Annotated in this window: 15 protein-coding genes and 1 pseudogene; 4 read left to right on the forward strand and 12 right to left on the reverse strand. The window is 60.8% G+C overall.

Annotated features, from left to right (window positions below):
• From CFB50_RS27270 to tssF, 4 genes are all read left to right on the forward strand, one after another.
• Nucleotides 1-1,320 carry an MFS transporter gene (locus tag CFB50_RS27270; RefSeq protein ID WP_089447850.1) on the forward strand — a complete coding sequence of 440 codons (1,320 nt, stop codon included), beginning with the start codon at nt 1-3 and terminating at the stop codon, nt 1,318-1,320.
• A 229-nt stretch (nt 1,321-1,549) separates the two neighbouring features.
• Nucleotides 1,550-2,092, forward strand: a complete 543-nt coding sequence (locus tag CFB50_RS27275; protein ID WP_089447851.1) for a cysteine hydrolase family protein — start codon at nt 1,550-1,552, stop codon at nt 2,090-2,092.
• A gap of 94 nt (nt 2,093-2,186) precedes the next feature.
• Nucleotides 2,187-2,564 (forward strand): hypothetical protein, encoded by a 378-nt coding sequence (locus CFB50_RS39015; protein ID WP_144020698.1) that lies wholly within the window; start codon nt 2,187-2,189, stop codon nt 2,562-2,564.
• Nucleotides 2,565-2,749: 185 nt separating this feature from the next.
• On the forward strand, nt 2,750-4,543 hold the full coding sequence (gene tssF / locus CFB50_RS27285) for a type VI secretion system baseplate subunit TssF (RefSeq protein WP_089447853.1): 1,794 nt from the start codon (nt 2,750-2,752) through the stop codon (nt 4,541-4,543).
• 2 nt (nt 4,544-4,545) lie between these two features.
• Here tssF and CFB50_RS27290 read toward each other — a convergent pair whose 3' ends face one another.
• The 12 genes and pseudogenes from CFB50_RS27290 to CFB50_RS27335 all read right to left on the reverse strand — a co-directional run bounded on the left by CFB50_RS27290 (nt 4,546) and on the right by CFB50_RS27335 (nt 17,829).
• Nucleotides 4,546-4,797, reverse strand: a complete 252-nt coding sequence (locus CFB50_RS27290) for a PAAR domain-containing protein (protein ID WP_047849812.1) — start codon at nt 4,795-4,797, stop codon at nt 4,546-4,548.
• 22 nt (nt 4,798-4,819) lie between these two features.
• Nucleotides 4,820-5,680, reverse strand: coding sequence for a lysozyme inhibitor LprI family protein (locus CFB50_RS39020; protein ID WP_124577258.1), 861 nt, complete (start codon nt 5,678-5,680; stop codon nt 4,820-4,822).
• Nucleotides 5,673-8,558, reverse strand: a complete 2,886-nt coding sequence (locus CFB50_RS27295; RefSeq protein ID WP_089447854.1) for a glycoside hydrolase family protein — start codon at nt 8,556-8,558, stop codon at nt 5,673-5,675. Before CFB50_RS27295 ends, CFB50_RS39020 begins: the two co-directional genes overlap by 8 nt.
• A gap of 62 nt (nt 8,559-8,620) precedes the next feature.
• Nucleotides 8,621-10,450 (reverse strand): annotated as a pseudogene (locus CFB50_RS27300) (type VI secretion system Vgr family protein); the annotation flags it as partial.
• An 8-nt stretch (nt 10,451-10,458) separates the two neighbouring features.
• A complete protein-coding gene (locus tag CFB50_RS40220) occupies nt 10,459-10,974 on the reverse strand; it encodes an IS5 family transposase (protein WP_256978984.1) in 516 nt (171 codons plus the stop codon).
• The gene (locus CFB50_RS40225) at nt 10,866-11,276 is read right to left on the reverse strand and encodes a transposase (protein ID WP_256978861.1); all 411 of its coding nucleotides are present in this window, start codon (nt 11,274-11,276) and stop codon (nt 10,866-10,868) included. Before CFB50_RS40225 ends, CFB50_RS40220 begins: the two co-directional genes overlap by 109 nt.
• Before the next feature lie 31 nt (nt 11,277-11,307).
• The gene (locus CFB50_RS27310) at nt 11,308-12,210 is read right to left on the reverse strand and encodes a phage late control D family protein (protein WP_256979305.1); all 903 of its coding nucleotides are present in this window, start codon (nt 12,208-12,210) and stop codon (nt 11,308-11,310) included.
• A gap of 437 nt (nt 12,211-12,647) precedes the next feature.
• Nucleotides 12,648-13,754, reverse strand: a complete 1,107-nt coding sequence (locus tag CFB50_RS27315; RefSeq protein WP_089447855.1) for a porin — start codon at nt 13,752-13,754, stop codon at nt 12,648-12,650.
• A 64-nt stretch (nt 13,755-13,818) separates the two neighbouring features.
• Complete coding sequence (locus CFB50_RS27320; protein ID WP_046548032.1) at nt 13,819-14,238, reverse strand: DoxX family protein; 420 nt, start codon at nt 14,236-14,238, stop codon at nt 13,819-13,821.
• Between the two features lie 185 nt (nt 14,239-14,423).
• Nucleotides 14,424-15,701 carry a cytochrome c gene (locus tag CFB50_RS27325; RefSeq protein ID WP_089447856.1) on the reverse strand — a complete coding sequence of 426 codons (1,278 nt, stop codon included), beginning with the start codon at nt 15,699-15,701 and terminating at the stop codon, nt 14,424-14,426.
• Nucleotides 15,702-15,703: 2 nt separating this feature from the next.
• Nucleotides 15,704-17,323: a GMC family oxidoreductase gene (locus tag CFB50_RS27330; protein ID WP_089447857.1), complete on the reverse strand. Its 1,620-nt coding sequence runs from the start codon at nt 17,321-17,323 to the stop codon at nt 15,704-15,706.
• A complete protein-coding gene (locus CFB50_RS27335; RefSeq protein ID WP_069251792.1) occupies nt 17,323-17,829 on the reverse strand; it encodes a sugar dehydrogenase complex small subunit in 507 nt (168 codons plus the stop codon). Before CFB50_RS27335 ends, CFB50_RS27330 begins: the two co-directional genes overlap by 1 nt.
• Nucleotides 17,830-17,969 lie beyond the last annotated feature (140 nt).

A 17,969-nucleotide genomic window follows, 5' to 3' on the forward strand; every position in this document is an offset into this window, starting at 1 on the left:
ATGGAAACGTCCGCCCTTTCGTTCGCCGGCACGCCGGTCGATGCACGCACCGCCGCGAAGAAACGCCGGCTGATCGCGGCCGCCGCCGTCGGCAACGCGCTCGAGTTCTACGACTTCACGGTCTACAGCTTCTTCGCGATCCTGATCGGCAAGCTGTTCTTTCCCGTACATTCATCGTTCGGACAACTGATGCTTGCGGTCGCAAGCTTCGGCGTCGGCTTCGTCACGCGTCCGCTCGGCGGGCTCGTGATCGGCATGTATGCCGACCGCGCCGGCCGCAAGAAGGCGATGATCCTCACGCTGCTGCTGATGGCGCTCGGCACCGCGACGATCGCGGTCGCGCCGACCTTCGCGCAGATCGGGCTCGCCGCACCGCTGCTGCTCGTGCTCGCGCGCCTGCTGCAAGGGTTCGCGTCGGGCGGCGAAGTCGGCGCGTCGACGACGCTGCTGCTCGAACAGGCGCCGCAGCATCGTCGCGGCTTCTACGCATCGTTCCAGTTCTCGAGCCAGGGGCTCGCCGCGCTCGCGGGCGCGCTGACCGGCGTCGCGCTGACGTCGACGCTGAATGCCGCGCAACTCGAAAGCTGGGGCTGGCGCGTGCCGTTCATCATCGGCACGCTGTTCGTGCCGCTCGGCTACTGGCTGCGCCGCACCGTCGAGGAAGTGCCGGCCGCCGCGCCGGCCGCCGCGCACGACGAGCCGGTCGCCTCGCTGCCGCTCGCCGACGTGTTGCGCCATCACGGCAAGGCGGTATTCGCAGGCCTCGGCGTGACGATCGGCGGCACATCGATCCACTACATCATCGTGTTCTACATGGCGATCTACGGCGTGCAGGTGCTGCACCTGCCGACGTGGTTGTCGATGACGGCCGGCTGCGTCGCGGGCGCGATCCTGATGCTCGTGACGCCGATCGGCGGCCACCTGTCCGACGTCTACGGACGCAACCGGATCGTCTGGTGGACGCGTATCGTGCTGATGGCCGCGATCTACCCGGCGTTCATCGCGCTGAACCGCTGGCCGGGCGCCGCATCGCTGCTGTCGATCATCGCCGCGCTGTCGATCGTGCATGCGATCAACATCGGCGCGACGGGCGCGATGCTCGGCGAACTGTTCCCGCGCGCGGTGCGCGCGACCGGCGGTGCGCTCGTGTACAGCGTCGGCGTCGCGATCTTCGGCGGCTTCGCGCAATTCTTCGTCACGTGGCTGATCGCGGCGACCGGGAATCCGAATGCGCCTGCGTGGTATGCGATCGGCTGCGGCGCGATGACGCTGCTTGCTGTCCGTTGCATGGATGAAAAGGCCGGGAAGGCGCTCGACTGACTGGTGGCCGATGCGCGATGCGCGATTGACGTGGCGCGCGCGCATCGTGCATGATCGCTCCATGCGCCACATCACGACCACCACCTCGACCACGACCCGCACGACCGCCTTCGGCGGGCTCGTGCGGCGAGTGCGCGCAAGGTCGTAGCGCCATCCCTCACAGGCCCCGCCGGTTCCGGACGGGGTCTTGTCGTTTCTCCGTCCGTATCGGCCACTCAGGAGAAACGCAATGCCAGAAGTCTGTTCCCCGAAACGCGCACTGCTCGTCATCGACATGCAGGTCGGCCTGTTTCACGGCCCCGAGCGTCCGTACGACGGCGAACGCGTGCTCGCGAACATCAACCGGTTGATCGATCGCGCGCATGAAGCCGGTGCACCGGTGTTCGCCGTGCGTCACACCGGGCCCGCCGGTTCGCCGATCGCACCCGGCACGCCGCTGACCGCGCTGGTGCCGGAGCTCGCGATCGATACGGCGCGCGACATCGTGTTCGACAAGGCGCAGTCGAGCAGCTTCGCAGGTACGCGACTCGCCGAATGGCTGCGCGAAGCCGGCATCGGCGAGCTCGTCATCGCGGGAATGAAGACCCAGTACTGCGTCGACACGGCCTGCCGCGCCGCCGCCGATCACGGCTTTCGCGCGGTGCTCGTAACCGATGCGCACACCTGCATGGACACGCCGGAGCTGCCGGCCGAGCGGATCGTCGCGCATCACAACGCGACGCTTGGGGGGCCGTTCGCGACGCTGACGACGACCGAGGCGTGCGTGTTCTGACGCACGACGCGCCGATCGGACTGGGGCGCGCGAGAGAGCGCGTTGCGATAACGTCAGCACTGAGCATGCACATCATCGCGTGCCCCGACGGAGCGTGCGACGCATCGCTGCCGCCGAGATACTCGACGTCTCTCAGCAATACGCCTCATTGGCCCCGCAGGTTCCAGACGGGGTCTTTCCGCGTCTCCGTCCATACCGATCACTCTCGAGAACGCGATGGCCGATCCGCTATCTTCAACGCGCACTGTCCATCAGCGACACGCATGCGGGGATGCTTTACGGCCTCGAACGTCCATACGAAGAGAAACGCGTGCTCGCCAACATCACCCTGCCGATCCCGTCCCGCGTCGGCGGCTGCCGCCTCGACTTTATCTCGACGAGCCGCCTCTCGAATTTCACAGTGCGAAACATATTCACGCCGAGATTGAAGGAACGACGGCTGACGCCAAAATCCATCAATATCGGTTACTGAATATCAATCGCATGCGAACGTAAGCGGCTTTTTCCCGCCGTCGTGCAGTTACCGTAATCGCATCGGACTCATATTTTGGCGTCGGACTATTGGGCTGCGAGAACTCGGAGAATGAAGATTCGACTACGATGACCGTTGGATAAGACGACGCACGTCGTGACCTGCAGGGCCTGACGACGTTGAATATGCACGACAAGCTGCGCGGCTACTATGAACAGGAACTGGCGAAGCTGGAAAATCAGTTCGCAACCTTCTCCAACGAATATCCACGAATTGCCGCCCGCCTGAGCTTTACAGGCGGACAGACGGACGACCCGCACGTCCAGCGGATGATGCAGGCATTCGCGTTGATTGCAGCCGAAATCCGGGCCAACCTGGACGACGGCGCACCGAAGTTCACCGAAGCGCTGCTTCATGTCTTGCACCCGCACTACTTGCGACCGTTCCCCGCATGTTCGATCGCTCGCTTCGATCCGATCAAGGAATTACCAGGCAAGCCGGTCGTCTTGCCGCGTGGCATGGAGCTCACGTCGCGCGGCGGGGAAGTTCGCTTTCGAACCGCTTATGACGTAACGCTTGCGCCGATCCGCATCGCAAACGCTCGATTCTCGCGCAGCACCGTCGCACCGGCACAAGTCGCATTGCCGCCGAACACAACCAGCTTCATCTCCATCACGATTGAGCCGACGGTCGCCGCCTCGCCGCTCGGCGCCGTTTCGCCCGACACGCTGCGCGTCCATTTCGCTGGAGAACGCCAGACCGTCGTCGCGCTGCTGGATACGGTCCTGCTACGCGTCCGGGGCGCATTTATCGAAGCGGACGACAGTGGACGGTGGTTGCCAATTGCAGGGATACCGGTCACGCCGGTCGGGTTCGGCCCGAACGATATGCTGCTGCCGTCGCAAAATTCGCCGCTGGTTCAACCGCTGCTGGAATACGTCGGATTTCCGGACAAGTTCGATTTTGTCGACATTCATTTACGCCGATGTCTTAAACCCGACCAAATGAATCGCGCGCTGCGATTAACCCTGCATTTGGCGATCGAAGGTATGCACGCCGATTCGCGGGTCGCGCAAGCGCTCACCCCGCTATCGGCGGACAACATGGGATTGTTCTGTACGCCAATCGTGAACCTTTTTAAGCATATGGGAGTGAAGTCGTCGCGCGGCGAAATCGTCGCGGATTATCCCGTAGTGCCGAAACCGAGCCGACCAGACATACGCGGCATCTATTCGGTTGATGCGGTTCGCGATCTGTCAGACGGGACCGCTATTCCGCCGCTGAATGCGTGGGGCGTCGGGGCCGGCGAACGGTTCTGGATCACGCGCCACGATCCCTACGCGGCAATCCATCACCCCGGACGTGAAACGTCGCTCGTACTGCTACGCGCGGACGGGACAGCGGTGGCGAAAACACCGCTGCAATTGAGTGCAGACCTCACCTGCACGAATCGCGACTGGCCATCGCGGATGCGGATCGGCTCCCTCAAGGGCGATCTGAAAAACGAAAACGATCAAGTGCCTTGCTGGATTACGCTGCTGAAACAGCCGACGCCGACCTATAGCGCGTCCCGTGAGTCGGAAGCGCAGTGGCGCGTGCTCGCACTGACGACAGCCAACCTGACGCAGTTGACACGCGGGGGGTGGCCGGACTTCGTGAAACTTATGCGCCAACTTGCACCGAGCGACCGACGCGCCGAACACGTCGGGGCGATTTCGTTCGTCAAGCGAAACGTCGTCGAGAGACTACTGGCAATCAAGCCGCATTCGGCCCTAGTGAGAGGCTTCGAAATTGTGATGGCGGCAGATGAGAGCGCGTTCATTGAAAACAGCATGGGTACGCTGATCCTTCAGCTCGACCTATACCTGTCGCGGTACGCGCCAGCCAATAGCTTTACGCAGCTCGTCGTGCTATCGAAGAACGACGGCTCCGTGATCGTTCGTTGCCCGACGCGGCCGGGCCTCGCGCCGCTGTTGTAGCGTTACACAAGACTCGAAATCAGGTGACAGCCGCATGTTGCTCGATGGCCGTGTCGAGCAATCGGAATGCCGTTGTCCTTCATCGATTCATCGCCTTCCTCGATGAGGTTCGGTGACACGTCGGGATGCTGCGGACACGACACGCGATCGCCCTTGCGAGCGACATAGCGACCATCGAATTTCATGGTCGATGAGCCCGTTTCGACTTTGCCGCCGTGGTCAGTGTCGTCACCGACGCGAATCAAGTTCATCATGAAATGACCTAGATAGTTTTCGCTAATTTCGACCCATGCCGTCAAGCTTTAGAAGCTGCGCCTTCATTGCATCAAGAATACAGGTAGCATCTTTGCCGCATAAATTTCGCTTCGAAAGCCATTCTCTTTGTTGGCCAATTGCGTCGCCCAGCGACTCCCCGGCCGATTTTCTTTGCTCGATCAATTGTGAAAACGATGTAGCAACGCTTTTATCAAACGATGAAAGCTCATATGAGCCGCATATCTCCATCTCCACTTCACTCTTTGCCTTGTTACAGTTGAAAGATGGATTAGGCTTCGCGTTATCGCGAACCCGTTTTAGAGTGAGAATCGTTTCCCCATACCACCGCAGCAGAAGTTTTCCGGAACTAGGAGAAAACATCCACGCACCACTTTCTTTATTTGATGCCCCCAAACTTCCTTGCCATGGCTGAGCACCACAAAAGACCCGAATAACATCAACCGCCGTTGATCCCGGAATATCAATTTTGTAATTTTTTTCGGTAGCATTTATTGCTGGATTTCCAAATCCAGACATGCTTGATGAAATCAGTTCGCGCAAGCTAGTTTGTGAGGTTTTGCTATTTATTTCGGCACAAGATTGATTTTCAGGGGCGTCAGTCCATATCTGATTTTTTTTAAAAACGAACAGCCTTCCTACCAACCTTGGATCATTCCATCCGTAGCTTGGAGTCCACTCCGCATCAGCATTCAAGTGCACCGACTCTACTTCCCACCGACCTTCAATGACTGGATTCCATTCGGCAGCAATAGCTTGCAACGACTGGAGAAAAATAAATAACCCAACCCACATCAGTTTAAAAATTTCTCGCAATCTTATCAACATGCCACCCCCTATGGACTTACAAGTTCGATCATTCATGATTAATCGGCACACCGTTCATTTCATATCGCCCTTCTTGATACAAATTCACTTCATCATCTCGTCTGTGCACGAGACCGGGAAGCACCGTTCCCTTTGATTTAATGCCCTCTTTAATCTTACTCATTGCAGCGTCAACTTTTCCATCGTTAATCAAATTCGTCACACTGTCCCATCGCGCCGCAGGGTTGTAGGCAAAGCTGACAAGTGCATCAAATTGATTCTGAGAGAGTTCGATTTTTATTGAGCGCCGGACCATTTCCTCATATGGCTTGACGGTATGGCGCAGTAAACCGACCTCTTGCTCATGGGTCAGATCGACCAAGTTTCGATTATTTTTTGCGAAATCATTGGCGTCAGAATCCTGTTTTCCCGCAGCCTTCGCGATACCTGCGGCGGCTTCGTCAGACAGGCCAATGGCTTTCATATCCGCAGCAATCCCTGCCTCGCTGCGCCCCTTCATATCATATCCAGCTCCCAACGTAACTCCGCTTGCTCCGCCGGGCCAATGCAATCGATTAGTCGTGCCAGCCTGCGCCTCGTGTGAAAATATAAACCATAACCCATCGTCAGAAAGAGCGTGACCGATGGTCACCTCTTTCGCCGTGAAATTCCCGATCAACCCAATCGGATGAAGATGCCAAGGAGAAAGGTCCGCGGGGAAGCCGTCGACGCCCTTGATTTGCTCCCACCACTGAAGCTTCGCGAGCCGTTCAAGTTCCGTCTTCCACATCTCGGTCTGCTTCTGCATGAGCGGGGTGAGTTCTTCCCACTTGCCCAGACCGCCACCCCATTCGGTTTCGTTACGCACGACCAGATGCGACACCGCTTCGGCCATCCACGGAGTTTCCAGCGCGTGTTTCAGTTCTTGCGCCGTCACCTTTCCGTCGTGGTCCGTATCGATCGCCTTTTCAATCTTTGTGATGAGTTCGCCAGCGTTGACCTTCGCAGTTTCCCCCAAAAACTCAGTGCCTTCCTCGTCCGCCATATACTGCTCGGTCGTATGAATATGACGTTTGAACATGTCGGCGGGGTTGACGCTGCCGTTGTCCACCAATTCGAAACCCGGCCATTCCCAAGGGCTACGAAGCTGTACGTGAGGGTGATCGGTGTCGCACACCCAGCCAGTCAGGCCGGAGCCGTCCTTCGAGCCAACCGTGATGTTCCACCAATGATGGCCCTTGTCGTCGACCGCGACATTGCCCTCACCGAGTTTGTCGAGTTCAGTACGACGCAGCACGTCACGGAAGTCCGCGCCCGGTCCGCTTGCCTTGGAAACGTCCAGCGGAAAGTTCTGCCATCCCGCAACGTTCGTCGTGCTGATCGTGTTCGCCAGACTGCTTTCGACCCACAGCGGATTGCCAACGTCCGCTAACTTTTGTTGGGCCTTCTGTTTGCCTTTCGCGGGCACGTTAGTCACGCTCTTGGGCTGCACCTTGATCCAGCGCGAACCCTTTTTTACATCGCCTATCGGCACGAGCTTCAACCCCGATTGAGTCAGTTTCTGATCGGGCGTGGGAATTTCGCTGACCAGTTTGGCCCCCGGCTCGATTTCCAGAAGCGGTTTGTTTTTCTCGTTCAATTCTTTCGCACGCGCGCGGCTTCGATCGATGAAGTCCTTCAGGTCCGGCCCCGCGAATACTTCGAGATGCAGCATCGGGTAGTTCGGCTTCGGCGGTATCGGACTGGCTTTCATGGGCCATTGATACTGGCCGACATGCGCGACGACTTCGCCCGCTTTGACGCGTTGCGGCTCCTTCAGGATCACGACCGTATCAAGCGGCTGCGGATCGACAACGGCGTCCAGTTCCCCTTTGAACACGTAGCTCCACTGCGCTTGGGGAGACACCGGCTTACCAACTTCCGCAGACAAAACCGTGCCCGATTTGATGGACTTGATCTTGATCCAGTCCGGGTGGGCGGGATCGCCTTCGCCCGCAATGATTTCGGCCCCGGTCGGTAATATCCCGATAATCTTGCTCTTGCCGTTCGGCAATTCTCGAATATGCAATCCCGTCTCGGGCGGCGGCAGGGCGACATCCTGATCGGTATCGACGGGCGGCGGTGCGTTCTCGTTCGTATTGTTAATCGGCAGATCGTCGGCCCCATCGGTGCGCCTCGCAGGCGGCTGCGCAGGCGCTTTCGGCTTCGGAACGGCTTGCTTGTCCTTCGCCTTGTCGCCCACCCGATAATAGCGGTCGCCTTCCCAATAGGACATCGGCGAGAGAGGTACTTGATTCGGATGCCGGTCGGTTTTCGCTTGTCCAAGCGATTTTTGATAGGTGTTCCAATCCATCGTGTGCATGTACAGGCTGAAGAACACGAGGGGTTTGTCGTTCCCCGGTTTGCTGTTTGCTGGCGCGTGATCGGCCGGAGCGGACGCGGGTGTGGGAGGCGCGGCGGTGGTCGATGCGGGCGCGGGAGCCGACGCAGGAGCCGACGCTGGTTTGGCAGGCTCTTTCGGTGCTGGCTTCGGCGGCAGTTTCAGTTCATGCCGGACCAGTACAAAACCGGTCGAGAAGTGCGCCAGACTATTGTCCGGGTACTTCGTTTCCTCGTATTTCGTGTTCAGCCGGTACGCGACGATCTTACCGTCCGCAATTGCACGCACGCCGCTATCCTGCGTCAGCATTTGCGCACTGCCTTCGTCGAAGTGCACGCCCCCATGCCACATGCCACTGATGCCCAACGGAAAAAAGCCGGTCCCGCACTTCGCGAGCGCCTTGAAATACGTCATCGGGTCCGCCGCGTCGCTCTTGTCTGCGGGCGTGAACGGGTAGGCCCAACTCAGCGGCCTATCAACCGGCTCGGCGTGCTTGGGGGCCGAGTGAGGAGCGGCCGCTGGATGGTGCTTCTTTTTAGGCGTTGTTTTGCTCATGATTCCCGACTCGGATTCGGTTTTCAGAATTTTTTATGTTGATACGATACCGGCTGCGCGATTCAACCGGAGAACAGGGTGAAACGCCCGCCATCGACCGATACCGGCGACGAATGCAGCGGATTTTTCAGCGTACCGCTTGCCGCGCCGGCCTTTTCCCAATCCGCACACTTTTCCACAATCTGGCCTGACGTTGCGTTTTCGATCATGTTCGCCGTCAATTTGATATACGAACCGTTCGCGCCAATCCAGATTTCGTCGGCCGACAGGTACATCTTCTTGCCCGCCGTAATCTTCACATCCTGCGATGCAGCCAAGCTCATCGAATCGTTCTGTGCCTGAAGGTCGATCGGACCACTCGCCGCGTAAATTTTCACTCCGAGTTTTTCCGCAAACAGGCTGATTTGTTCCAGTACGCTGGCAAGCAACGCACGGCCGGCTGCGAGGTTGATGTTCTCGCCGGCGACCACATTGGCCTGCTGGTTTGCTGTGATGTGCGCCGATCCTTGCGTCGATGCGGCAATGCCCTCGGGGCTCGACAGCAGCATGATCGGCTTCGCGAAGCCGTTCGCGTTGCCCGTGCCGCCGCCTGCCGTGCGACCGCCCTTGGTTGTGCCTGCCACCGGGTGTTGCGTCGCGTCGGTGAAGGTCTTCAGCGCGTTGTGGCCGTCTTGCTGGCTTTGCGCCCGATTCGTCTGGCTCGCCTTTGATGTTGTTTCCAGCGTCGCCTCGGCGCGGGTCAGTTGTTCGGTTGCCGCCGTCGCGCTCATCGGTTGCGTCGCGGCGGGTTGCGTCGAAACGTAGAGCCCTTGTTCGGCCCGCACCGCACCGTAGCCCAATGACTTGAGGTCAAAGCCCTGCCCGATGAACGCGCCGCGCGTGTTGCTCGAATGCTGGATCAGATAGCCCAGGTGCAGATGGGAGCTATAGCTCGTCGAGTACAAGTGCACACGGTTCTGCCCGCTGGCGTCGTCCATCATCAGTTGGTTGTAGCCTTCGCCGCCGTATTCGCGCGACAACAAGCCAGAGGTCAGCCCGTGCGTGTGCCATTCGGGCATGCTTTCGCCGCCGTGCATTCTGGACAGGATCACGGGACGATCGCAATCACCGTTGATGAAGCCGATCAAGACTTCGTCGTTCTTGCGCAGTGGAAACATGCCGCCGCGCTTTCGGCCCGCATCGGGCATCGCCGCACGTATCCACGCCGACACGTTCTGGTCGCCGTCATTGAGTCGATTGGACGTCAGCCGCACCTTCGCACGCAGCATCGCATCCGTATAAATCTCTTCGTCCTCGGGACCGCCGACGATGCCCGTCTGAAGCTGCATGATCGGCTTCTTGTGTTCGAACGGACTACGAAACGCGACGCGGCGCCGTTGCGCTTCGATTTCGACGTGGAAGAATCCAACGCCGCCGTCGTCATGGCGCACGGACGAACCCGCACCGCTCGCGCGCGCTTGCTCGACTTCAGCGCGCAGGCTCCTGCGAAAACGCATCAGGTTCTCGAGTCCCGGCACGTTATTCTGGATGAGCCAGTTCACCGAGAGAATCGCCATTTCGCGATCCTGATCCGGTTGTGCGTCATGCACCGGGTGCCCGGTCAGCACCCCATAGCAGCCAGGCCATGCGCAACGCAATGCGCCCACGCCGTAGAAGCGTTGCGCGCGTGAGCGCCATTCCTCGGTGACAACGTTTGCCTGAGCCTCGCCCATGTCGCGATCGGACCACGTATGCGACCCGGTGTATTCGTACTGCTCACCCAGCCCCGGTACATCGTCAAGATCGAACGCAGGCATCGTGACGTGCTTCGAAAGATCCGGACGCTTGTAGTCGAACGTACCTGTGTCGAGTTCGGCCGACTGGATTTCCTGCGAATCGATCCACTCGCTAAGAGGCCAGTTCAAAAACCTTGCTCAGCTCGCCTGAAGACGTTCCAGCAGACGAGCGAGCAGCCAAGTTTCAAGAATGCTTCGTGAATGTCGGCACGTCGCTCGAAGCGCGTGCGTAGACGACGGAAATTATGGAGCCAGGAGTGCGTACGCTCGACCACCCAACGATACTTGCCGAGCCCGCTGCCGTGTTCGGTCCGGCGCTTCGCGATCACGGGCCTGATGCCGCGCTCACGCAGCGCACGTCGGTGTCGTGTGGAATCGTAGCCGCGATCGGCGTAGACGACGCCGGGCTTCTGAAGTGGTCGGCCACGGACACCGCGAATCGGCGGAATTGCATCAACGAGCGGCAGCAACTGCGTGACGTCGTTGGCGTTCGCGCCGGTCAGGATCGCGACGACGGGAACGCCGTTGGCGTCTACGAGGATGTGGTGCTTGGAACCGGGTCGCGCACGATCCGTGGGGTTCGGGCCAGTTTTTCGCCCGCCCCAACGGCGCGCACGGACGACGAATCGACCGCAGCGTATGACAGATCGATCTGGCCGGCCGCACGCAACTTGTCGAGCAGCAACTCGTGCAGTTGGTCCCATACACCAGCCTTTTGCCAGTCGTTCAATCGCCGCCAGCAAGTTGCGCCCGAGCCGAAGCCCAGCCGAGTCGGCAAGTGGTTCCAGCGGATTCCCGTTTTGAACACGAACAGGATGCCGTTGAGCGCCGCACGATCGCAAACGCGCGGACGACCAGGATCGCTCTTCGCACGAGGCTTCGCGGGCGGCAGCAATGGTTCGATCAGTATCCACAGTTCGTCGTCAATGATCGGCGCTTCCATCCTTGGGCTTCCGTTGTTCTGGTGCCCAAGGTTAACAGCTCGCCGAGGAAGTAAACAGCCCCCTCACGGGGTTTTTGAACTGACCTCTAAGACCATCGAATTCTTCGTTCTGCACTGAGCGGCTAAACAAAATGGTCTTTTGCTTCAACTCGGGAACCGAGAAAAGATCGTCCATGATGACGACCTTGTGCGACTTGCCGTCCTGCGCGATATCGAAACGCGGAAAAAGGCCGAGTTCTTCAAATGTACGGTGGACGTAGTTCCAGTCGGATTCCCATTGCATCCGCTGCGAATACGAGCGCAATGCCTGACGCAGTTGCCACGTAAAGTTACCGGCCGCCTGCGGATACTTCCCAAGCACATCGGACACGGTTTGTTGCGCAGGAGTCTCGATCCAGTCGCGCCGGTCGCTGCCGAGCCGCAGCAGCGCGAGGAACGAATTGAATCGGAGCTGGTAATAGGTGTTGGCTCCGTCCCCGCCCAAGCGACTGAACGCAGTCACATAACCGTGAATCGGCATTTCGCTGCCGTCCGTCTGCCGAATCCACAGCGTCACGGATTGCCGGATCAGTGCCTTCGCCTGAATCGTTTCGAGTCGCGTCGACGTTGCGTCGATCGTGAATTCGAAGTCTCGCCCGAGGCAAGCACGCCCACGGACATAGAGCGGGACCAGCCAGTCTTCGCCAAGCGGCGTATCGAGGCGGACAATGCGTCCGTGTTGCACGTATTGCGTGCGCAGCGCCTTGTTCAGGAGATCGGAAACCATCAAACTACCCCGTACCGTGTAGTAACAAAAACGGCCGCCGAGCATCGCCGGGCGGCAGATTGGTATCTCTTCGCAATAGGAAACGGCCCAGAATTTTTTCTGGCCCCTACAGAGGCCTTCGGCATAGACACGATTCAAACCACATCTGGCCGAACCGGAATTCATCATATCAAAACGAACTCGGATGTGGCTTACGTCATGCTTTCGCGCAAATCGATGCCGTCAGGCGGTACCGGCACGCAGCCCGTGGGCCACGGCATTCGCTAACGACAGCGCCCACCGTAGCTCGGGCCAGCCAGATAGCGATAAATCGAATAACCGCCGTTTACCTCGAAGCCTCTAGTCCATAAACGTCAGAAACCGTGAATCCATCGAGCGCGAACTCCCCGCAACGCAATGCTCGCGCAAGCCATGCGCCCTCTGCGGGCCAATGGATAGTCGAGCAACGTGCGGTTGGGTACGTGAGAACTGCCGCGGCCGATACGATGCCTCTGATTCCTCCGCCCGACATCGGCATGCTTGCCAGAACGCTTCGCAAGCGCTGTAAACGCAAAAGGCACGGGTTCAATCACCCGTGCCTTTTGCGTATCTGGCGTTGCCTACCTTCAGAAGGTATGCATCATCCCCACATACGCACCCGTCTGCGACTCACCCGTCATCGGGCTCGTCCCCGACGTCGCGTCGCGCGGCGTCGCGAGCAGCGAGAAATTCGAGTTGCCGCCGTTTCGCACATACGCGACCGTGCCATAAAGGAACGTGCGCTTCGACAGGTTGTACGTCGTGCCGAGCACGTACATCATCGCGTGCCCCGACGGATCGTGCGACGCATCGCCGCCGCCGTCACCCACCTTCACGTAGTACCCGCCGCCCGTCACGGCCCATTGCGGCGTCGCGGTGTAAGTCGCGCCGAGCCAGTAGTGATCGGCGCGATCGGCCACACCTGCCGGGCTGTCCGGCGCCTGGTAGTGCGTATATGCGCCCTGGATCTTGAACTTCGACACCTTCACGTTCGCGCCGACGAAATACTCGCGCGACGCGGTGAAGATGTTGCTGAACTTGCCGTTGTTGTCGCGCAGTTCGTCGTAGATGCCACGCACGTCGAGCAACGGCGAGTGGTACGAGATCATGATCCCGTCCGAGCGGCCGAAATCGTCGGCCGCGCCGTAGTTGAAGCCGCGCGACTGGTTGCCGAACGCGTATTGCGCCTGCACGTCGAAGCCGCCGATCACCGGGCTGTGATATTCGATGTTGTTGCTGGTCTGCTGCCAGTTACGGCCGCGCACGAGCGATGCGGACGAAAACGCCTGCTGCACGAACGGGTCGAATTCCCACACGCCGTCGCTGTCGATGAACAGGTTGCGGCCGGCCTGCAGCTGGCCCCACGTGTTGCTCTTCAGTCCGACGTACGCGCGACGCGACCACATGCGGCCGCCGCCCGTCTGGCCGTTCATCACCTGGAACGCGGTTTCCAGGTTGAAGACCGTCGACAGCCCGCCGCCGAGATCCTCGATGCCTTTCAGCCCGAACATGCTGGTGCCCCAGTCGCCGCTTTCGGCGCTCCAGCGGGTCCCGCTGCCGCCATTCGGCTTCGCGATGTGGTTCAGGTATTCGATGCCGCCGTCGACGCGGCCGTACAGCGTGACGCTCGTCTGTGCAAAAGCGGCCGCCGGTGTGGCAGCCGCGATCAGCCATGCGAAATATTTGAGTCGCAAAATGATGCCCCCCTCGGAGTCTCGACCTTCCAGCGCGTGCCCCATGCGCGCGCCCCGGGTCCGTTTATCCGCGATCGATCGAAAAGCGACCAGGGCCCGCCGCGCAAAGCGCGAGCAGGCCGCCGGCGATCGCGATGTTCTTGTAGAAATGAATCATGTTGTTGATCTGCTCGCCGCCCGTCATCGTCCAGTAGTGGTGGCCGATGATGCCAGTGCCGATCGTATAGAGCGCCAGCAGAAGCGCGAGCGCCCGCGTCTGGAAACCGACCAGGATCGCGATCCCGACGAACAGCTCCATCACGACGGAGATCGCGGCGGAGATGATCGGCGCGGGCGCGCCTTCGGAACCCATGAACGCGATGGTCCCGGGGAAATCGACGATCTTCTTCCAGCCGAACATGATGAACAGGATCACGAGCAGGATCCGGGCAAGCAGCAGCAGCACATCGCGCTGGGACGCGAGAAACGGTTGATTCGGTGTCATGGTATCGATCAACGAAAACGATGCGCGTGGCGGGAACCGCCCCGGCGCACCGGATTGCGAATGAACCAGGACGGGCGGCCGCCTGCGCCGCCCGCCCCGCTCTGCAACAACCGGCATCGGGCAACAACCCGATGTGCTGTGCTCCTCCTCTTGTCAGTTATCGCCCTGCTTCGTCACGTGCCGCATCAGCGCAGCTTCGCGACGTCCTGCTCGGTCACCTTCGCGGCCGGATTGCCGAACTGCCCGGTCAGGTAGTTCGACAGCGCGGCGATCTGCGCATCCGACAGCTCGTGGCGGAATGCCGGCATCCCGACGTCCTCGCTGCCGGCCTTGCGCTGCACGCCGTTCAGGATCACCTGCACGAGGTTGGTCGGATTCGATGCGCCGACCGTCGAGTTGTGGAACAGCGGCGGGTAATAGCCGTCCGGCGTGCCCTTGCCCTGCATCTGGTGGCAGGTCGCGCAGTTGCCGAGATAGAGCCGCGCCGGATCGATGCCCGACGTTGCCAGCGGCACGCCGCGAAGCTTCTCGCCGTCGTCGGACGGCTTGCCCCACGACGCGCGCGACTGCTTCGCATCGCCGCTGGCGACGGCCGGCACCGTGCGAATGTACGTCGAGATCGCGCCGATGTCGGCTTCCGTCATCTTCGAGAAGCTGTGCTCGATCGCCTCGGCCATCGGGCCGGCCGCCTGCGCGAGGCCCGGCACGCTGCCGGTGCGCAGGTACTGGACGAGCTGCTGCTGCGTCCAGCCGCCGATCCCCGCGTTGGCGTCGGACGTGATGTTGTAGCCGTCCCAGCCCGCGAGCACCGAGCCCGACAGGAAGCTGCCGCCCGTCTCGTCGAGCGACTTCTCCTGCATCGCGATGCCGCGCGGCGTGTGGCACGTGCTGCAGTGAGCAAGACCCTGGACCAGATACGCGCCGCGGTTCCACTCGGCGCTCTGCGCCGGCTTCGGCTGGTATACACCGTCCTTCAGGAACAGCCAGTTCCAGATCTTCAGCGGCCAGCGCATGCTCAGCAACGCGGGGATCTCGTTCTTCGGCGGCGCCTGCTTGACCGGCTCGACGCCGTGCATGAAGTACGCGTACAGCGCCTTCACGTCGTCGTCGTTGATCTTCGCGTACGACACGTACGGCATCGCCGGATACAGGTTGTCGCCGTTCTTCGACACCCCGTGGCGCACCGCGCGCTCGAAGTCCTCGGCCGACCAGTTGCCGATGCCCGTCTCGGGATCGGGCGTGATGTTGCTCGTGTAGATCTTGCCGAGCATCGGGACCGGCATGCCGAGACCGCCCGCGAACGGCTTGCCGCCCTTCGCGGTGTGGCACGCCATGCAGTCGCCCGCGACCGCGAGATATTCACCGCGCTTGACCAGCGCCGGATCGGCCGCATCGGCCGCGCGTACGAGACCCGGCAGCGCGAGGCAGCCGGCGAGGAGGAAGGTGAGAGTAGATTTCCGCACGGTCAGACTTCCTTCTTCAGCGTGTCCGACATCCGCAGCGCAAGCGCCGCGATCGTCAGCGTCACGTTCACCGTACCGACGGTCGGCATCGTCGAGCTGCTCGAGATGAACAGGTTCGGATGGTCGAACGTGCGGCAGTCCTTGTCGACGACCGAGTCGCGTGCATCCGCGCCCATGATCGTCGCGCCCGTGATGTGGTTGTTCGGCGCGAACTCGTCGTTGAAGACGACTTCGGTACCGCCCAGCACCTTCGCGGCCGTCGCGTAGACCTCGCGCGTGTGCACGGCGCCGCGCTTCACGTAGTCGTCGATCGCATACGTGATCTCGGGGCGCGGGATGCCGACCGCGTCGGTGGCCGTCTTGCTCGGCACGATGCGGTTCTCGGGTTGCGGCAGGATCTCGTGGAAGCAGTCGAACTGCACGTAGCGGGCGGAACGGTCGCGGATCTGCGCGTCGAGCTCGTCGGGCTTTATCAGCTTGCCGCTCTTGAAGATCTTCTGCGTTTCCTGGTTGATGCGCGACATGTTCGACAGGTGGATCTTCTTCGCGGCTTCGGTCGCGCGGAACGGGCCGTCGCGGAAACCGATCAGCGACGTCATCTCCTGCGGGCCGCGGCCCGGCCACAGCTTCTCGTTCGCGTAGAACGACACGCCGGTGCCCGGGTGGTCCATCAGGTTGCGGCCGACCATGTCCGAGCTGTTCGCGACACCGTTCGGGAAATCGCGGTTCGCGGACATCAGCAGGATCTTCGGCGTCTCGATGCCGTTCGCGGCGATCACGAAGTACTTGCCTTCGACGCGATGATCGGCGCCCGTCTTGTCCTTGTAGACCGCGGCGGTGATGCGCTTGTCCGGCCCGGTCTCGAGCTTGTAGACAACCGCGCTGTCGATCAGCTTCGCGCCTGCCTGCTCGGCTTTCTCGACGTGGACGATGCCGTTGTACATCGCGCCGATCGGGCAGATCGGCATGCAGTTGTTGTTCCCGCAACAAGTCGGCCGCCCGTCGTACGGGCGGCTGTTGCGCGCGACCGGCTCGGTCACCACGTGGAACTTCGGGTCATAGCCGTTGAGCGCGCTCTTGATCGTCTGCTCGTTGAACGACAACGGCAGCGGCGGCATCGGGTACGGCTGCTTGCGCGGCGAGTACAGGTCTTCCTCGGGGCCCGGGCCCCAAACGCCAAGTTCCTCTTCGGCGCGCTGGTAGTAATGCTCGATGTCGTCGTACTGGATCGGCCAGTCACGGCCGACGCCGTACACGGTCTTCATCTTGAAGTCGTTCGGGATGAAGCGCCACGCCGACGCGGCCCAGTGCCACGTCGTGCCGCCCACCGCGCGGATGTACTGCGAGTTGAACTTGTGCTCGCCCTTCAGGATCAGGTAGTCGTTCGGCGGGCCGTATTCCGGATGCGGCGCCCACGCGCTCGACGGGTACGGCGCCATGAAATCGGTCTTGTCGACCTGGTTGCGGAAGCGCTCGACGATTTCCCAGCGCGGCATGCGCGGGCCGGCTTCCAGCAGGATCACGGATTTACCCGCCATCGCGAGCTGGTGTGCAACGATCGCGCCGGCGACACCCGACCCGACGACGACGACGTCGGCCTTTTGCGTATCGGTATCGGCCATCAGGCTTGCCTCTCGATCGGTTTTTCGGCCCAGAAGCCGGGTTTGTTGGGGCAATACGACGGGATCACGAGCGTATCGGATACGGCGCTGAACATTAATGCTTCTTCGTAGGTAATCACGACGTTGTCGACGATGCCGAGATACCACGCTTCAAGAATCTTCAGCGCGAGTGCTTCCTGGTCAGGATTCAGCGAACCGGACGCGAGTGCGCCGGCGAGTTGCGGCAGGCTGTCGGCCGTCTTGAACGAACCCTTCTGCAAGGCCTGCAGGAAGCGCTGGCCGAGCACGCGGCTCAGCCCCTTCTTGCCTGTCACTGCTTCGGAGAGCGTCATGAACGTGTCGAGCGGCGCGGTGCCGGGATCGTCGGCCAGGGCCCGCAACGCCAGCGAGCCCGTGAGGCCCGCTGCCGTCAGCGCCAGTGCGCCCTGCAGCCATTGACGCCGTGTGATGCCTGTTACGGCTGCGTCGCCCGTGCGACGCGAGTGGGGAGTGTTGTCGTTGTGCATGTTTCCTTCTCTCGAACACCGGATTCGGGAAAACCACGCTTGATATTTCTCAAACATTGGCGCGGACCTGAAATGTACGCGCACAAATCGGATCGAACAATCTTTTTATAGTCCATTAAATGTTCCGCAATCCGAGACAA

Source organism: Burkholderia sp. AU33423 (assembly GCF_002223135.1).
In the GTDB taxonomy this organism is placed as follows: Bacteria; Pseudomonadota; Gammaproteobacteria; order Burkholderiales; family Burkholderiaceae; genus Burkholderia; species Burkholderia lata_D.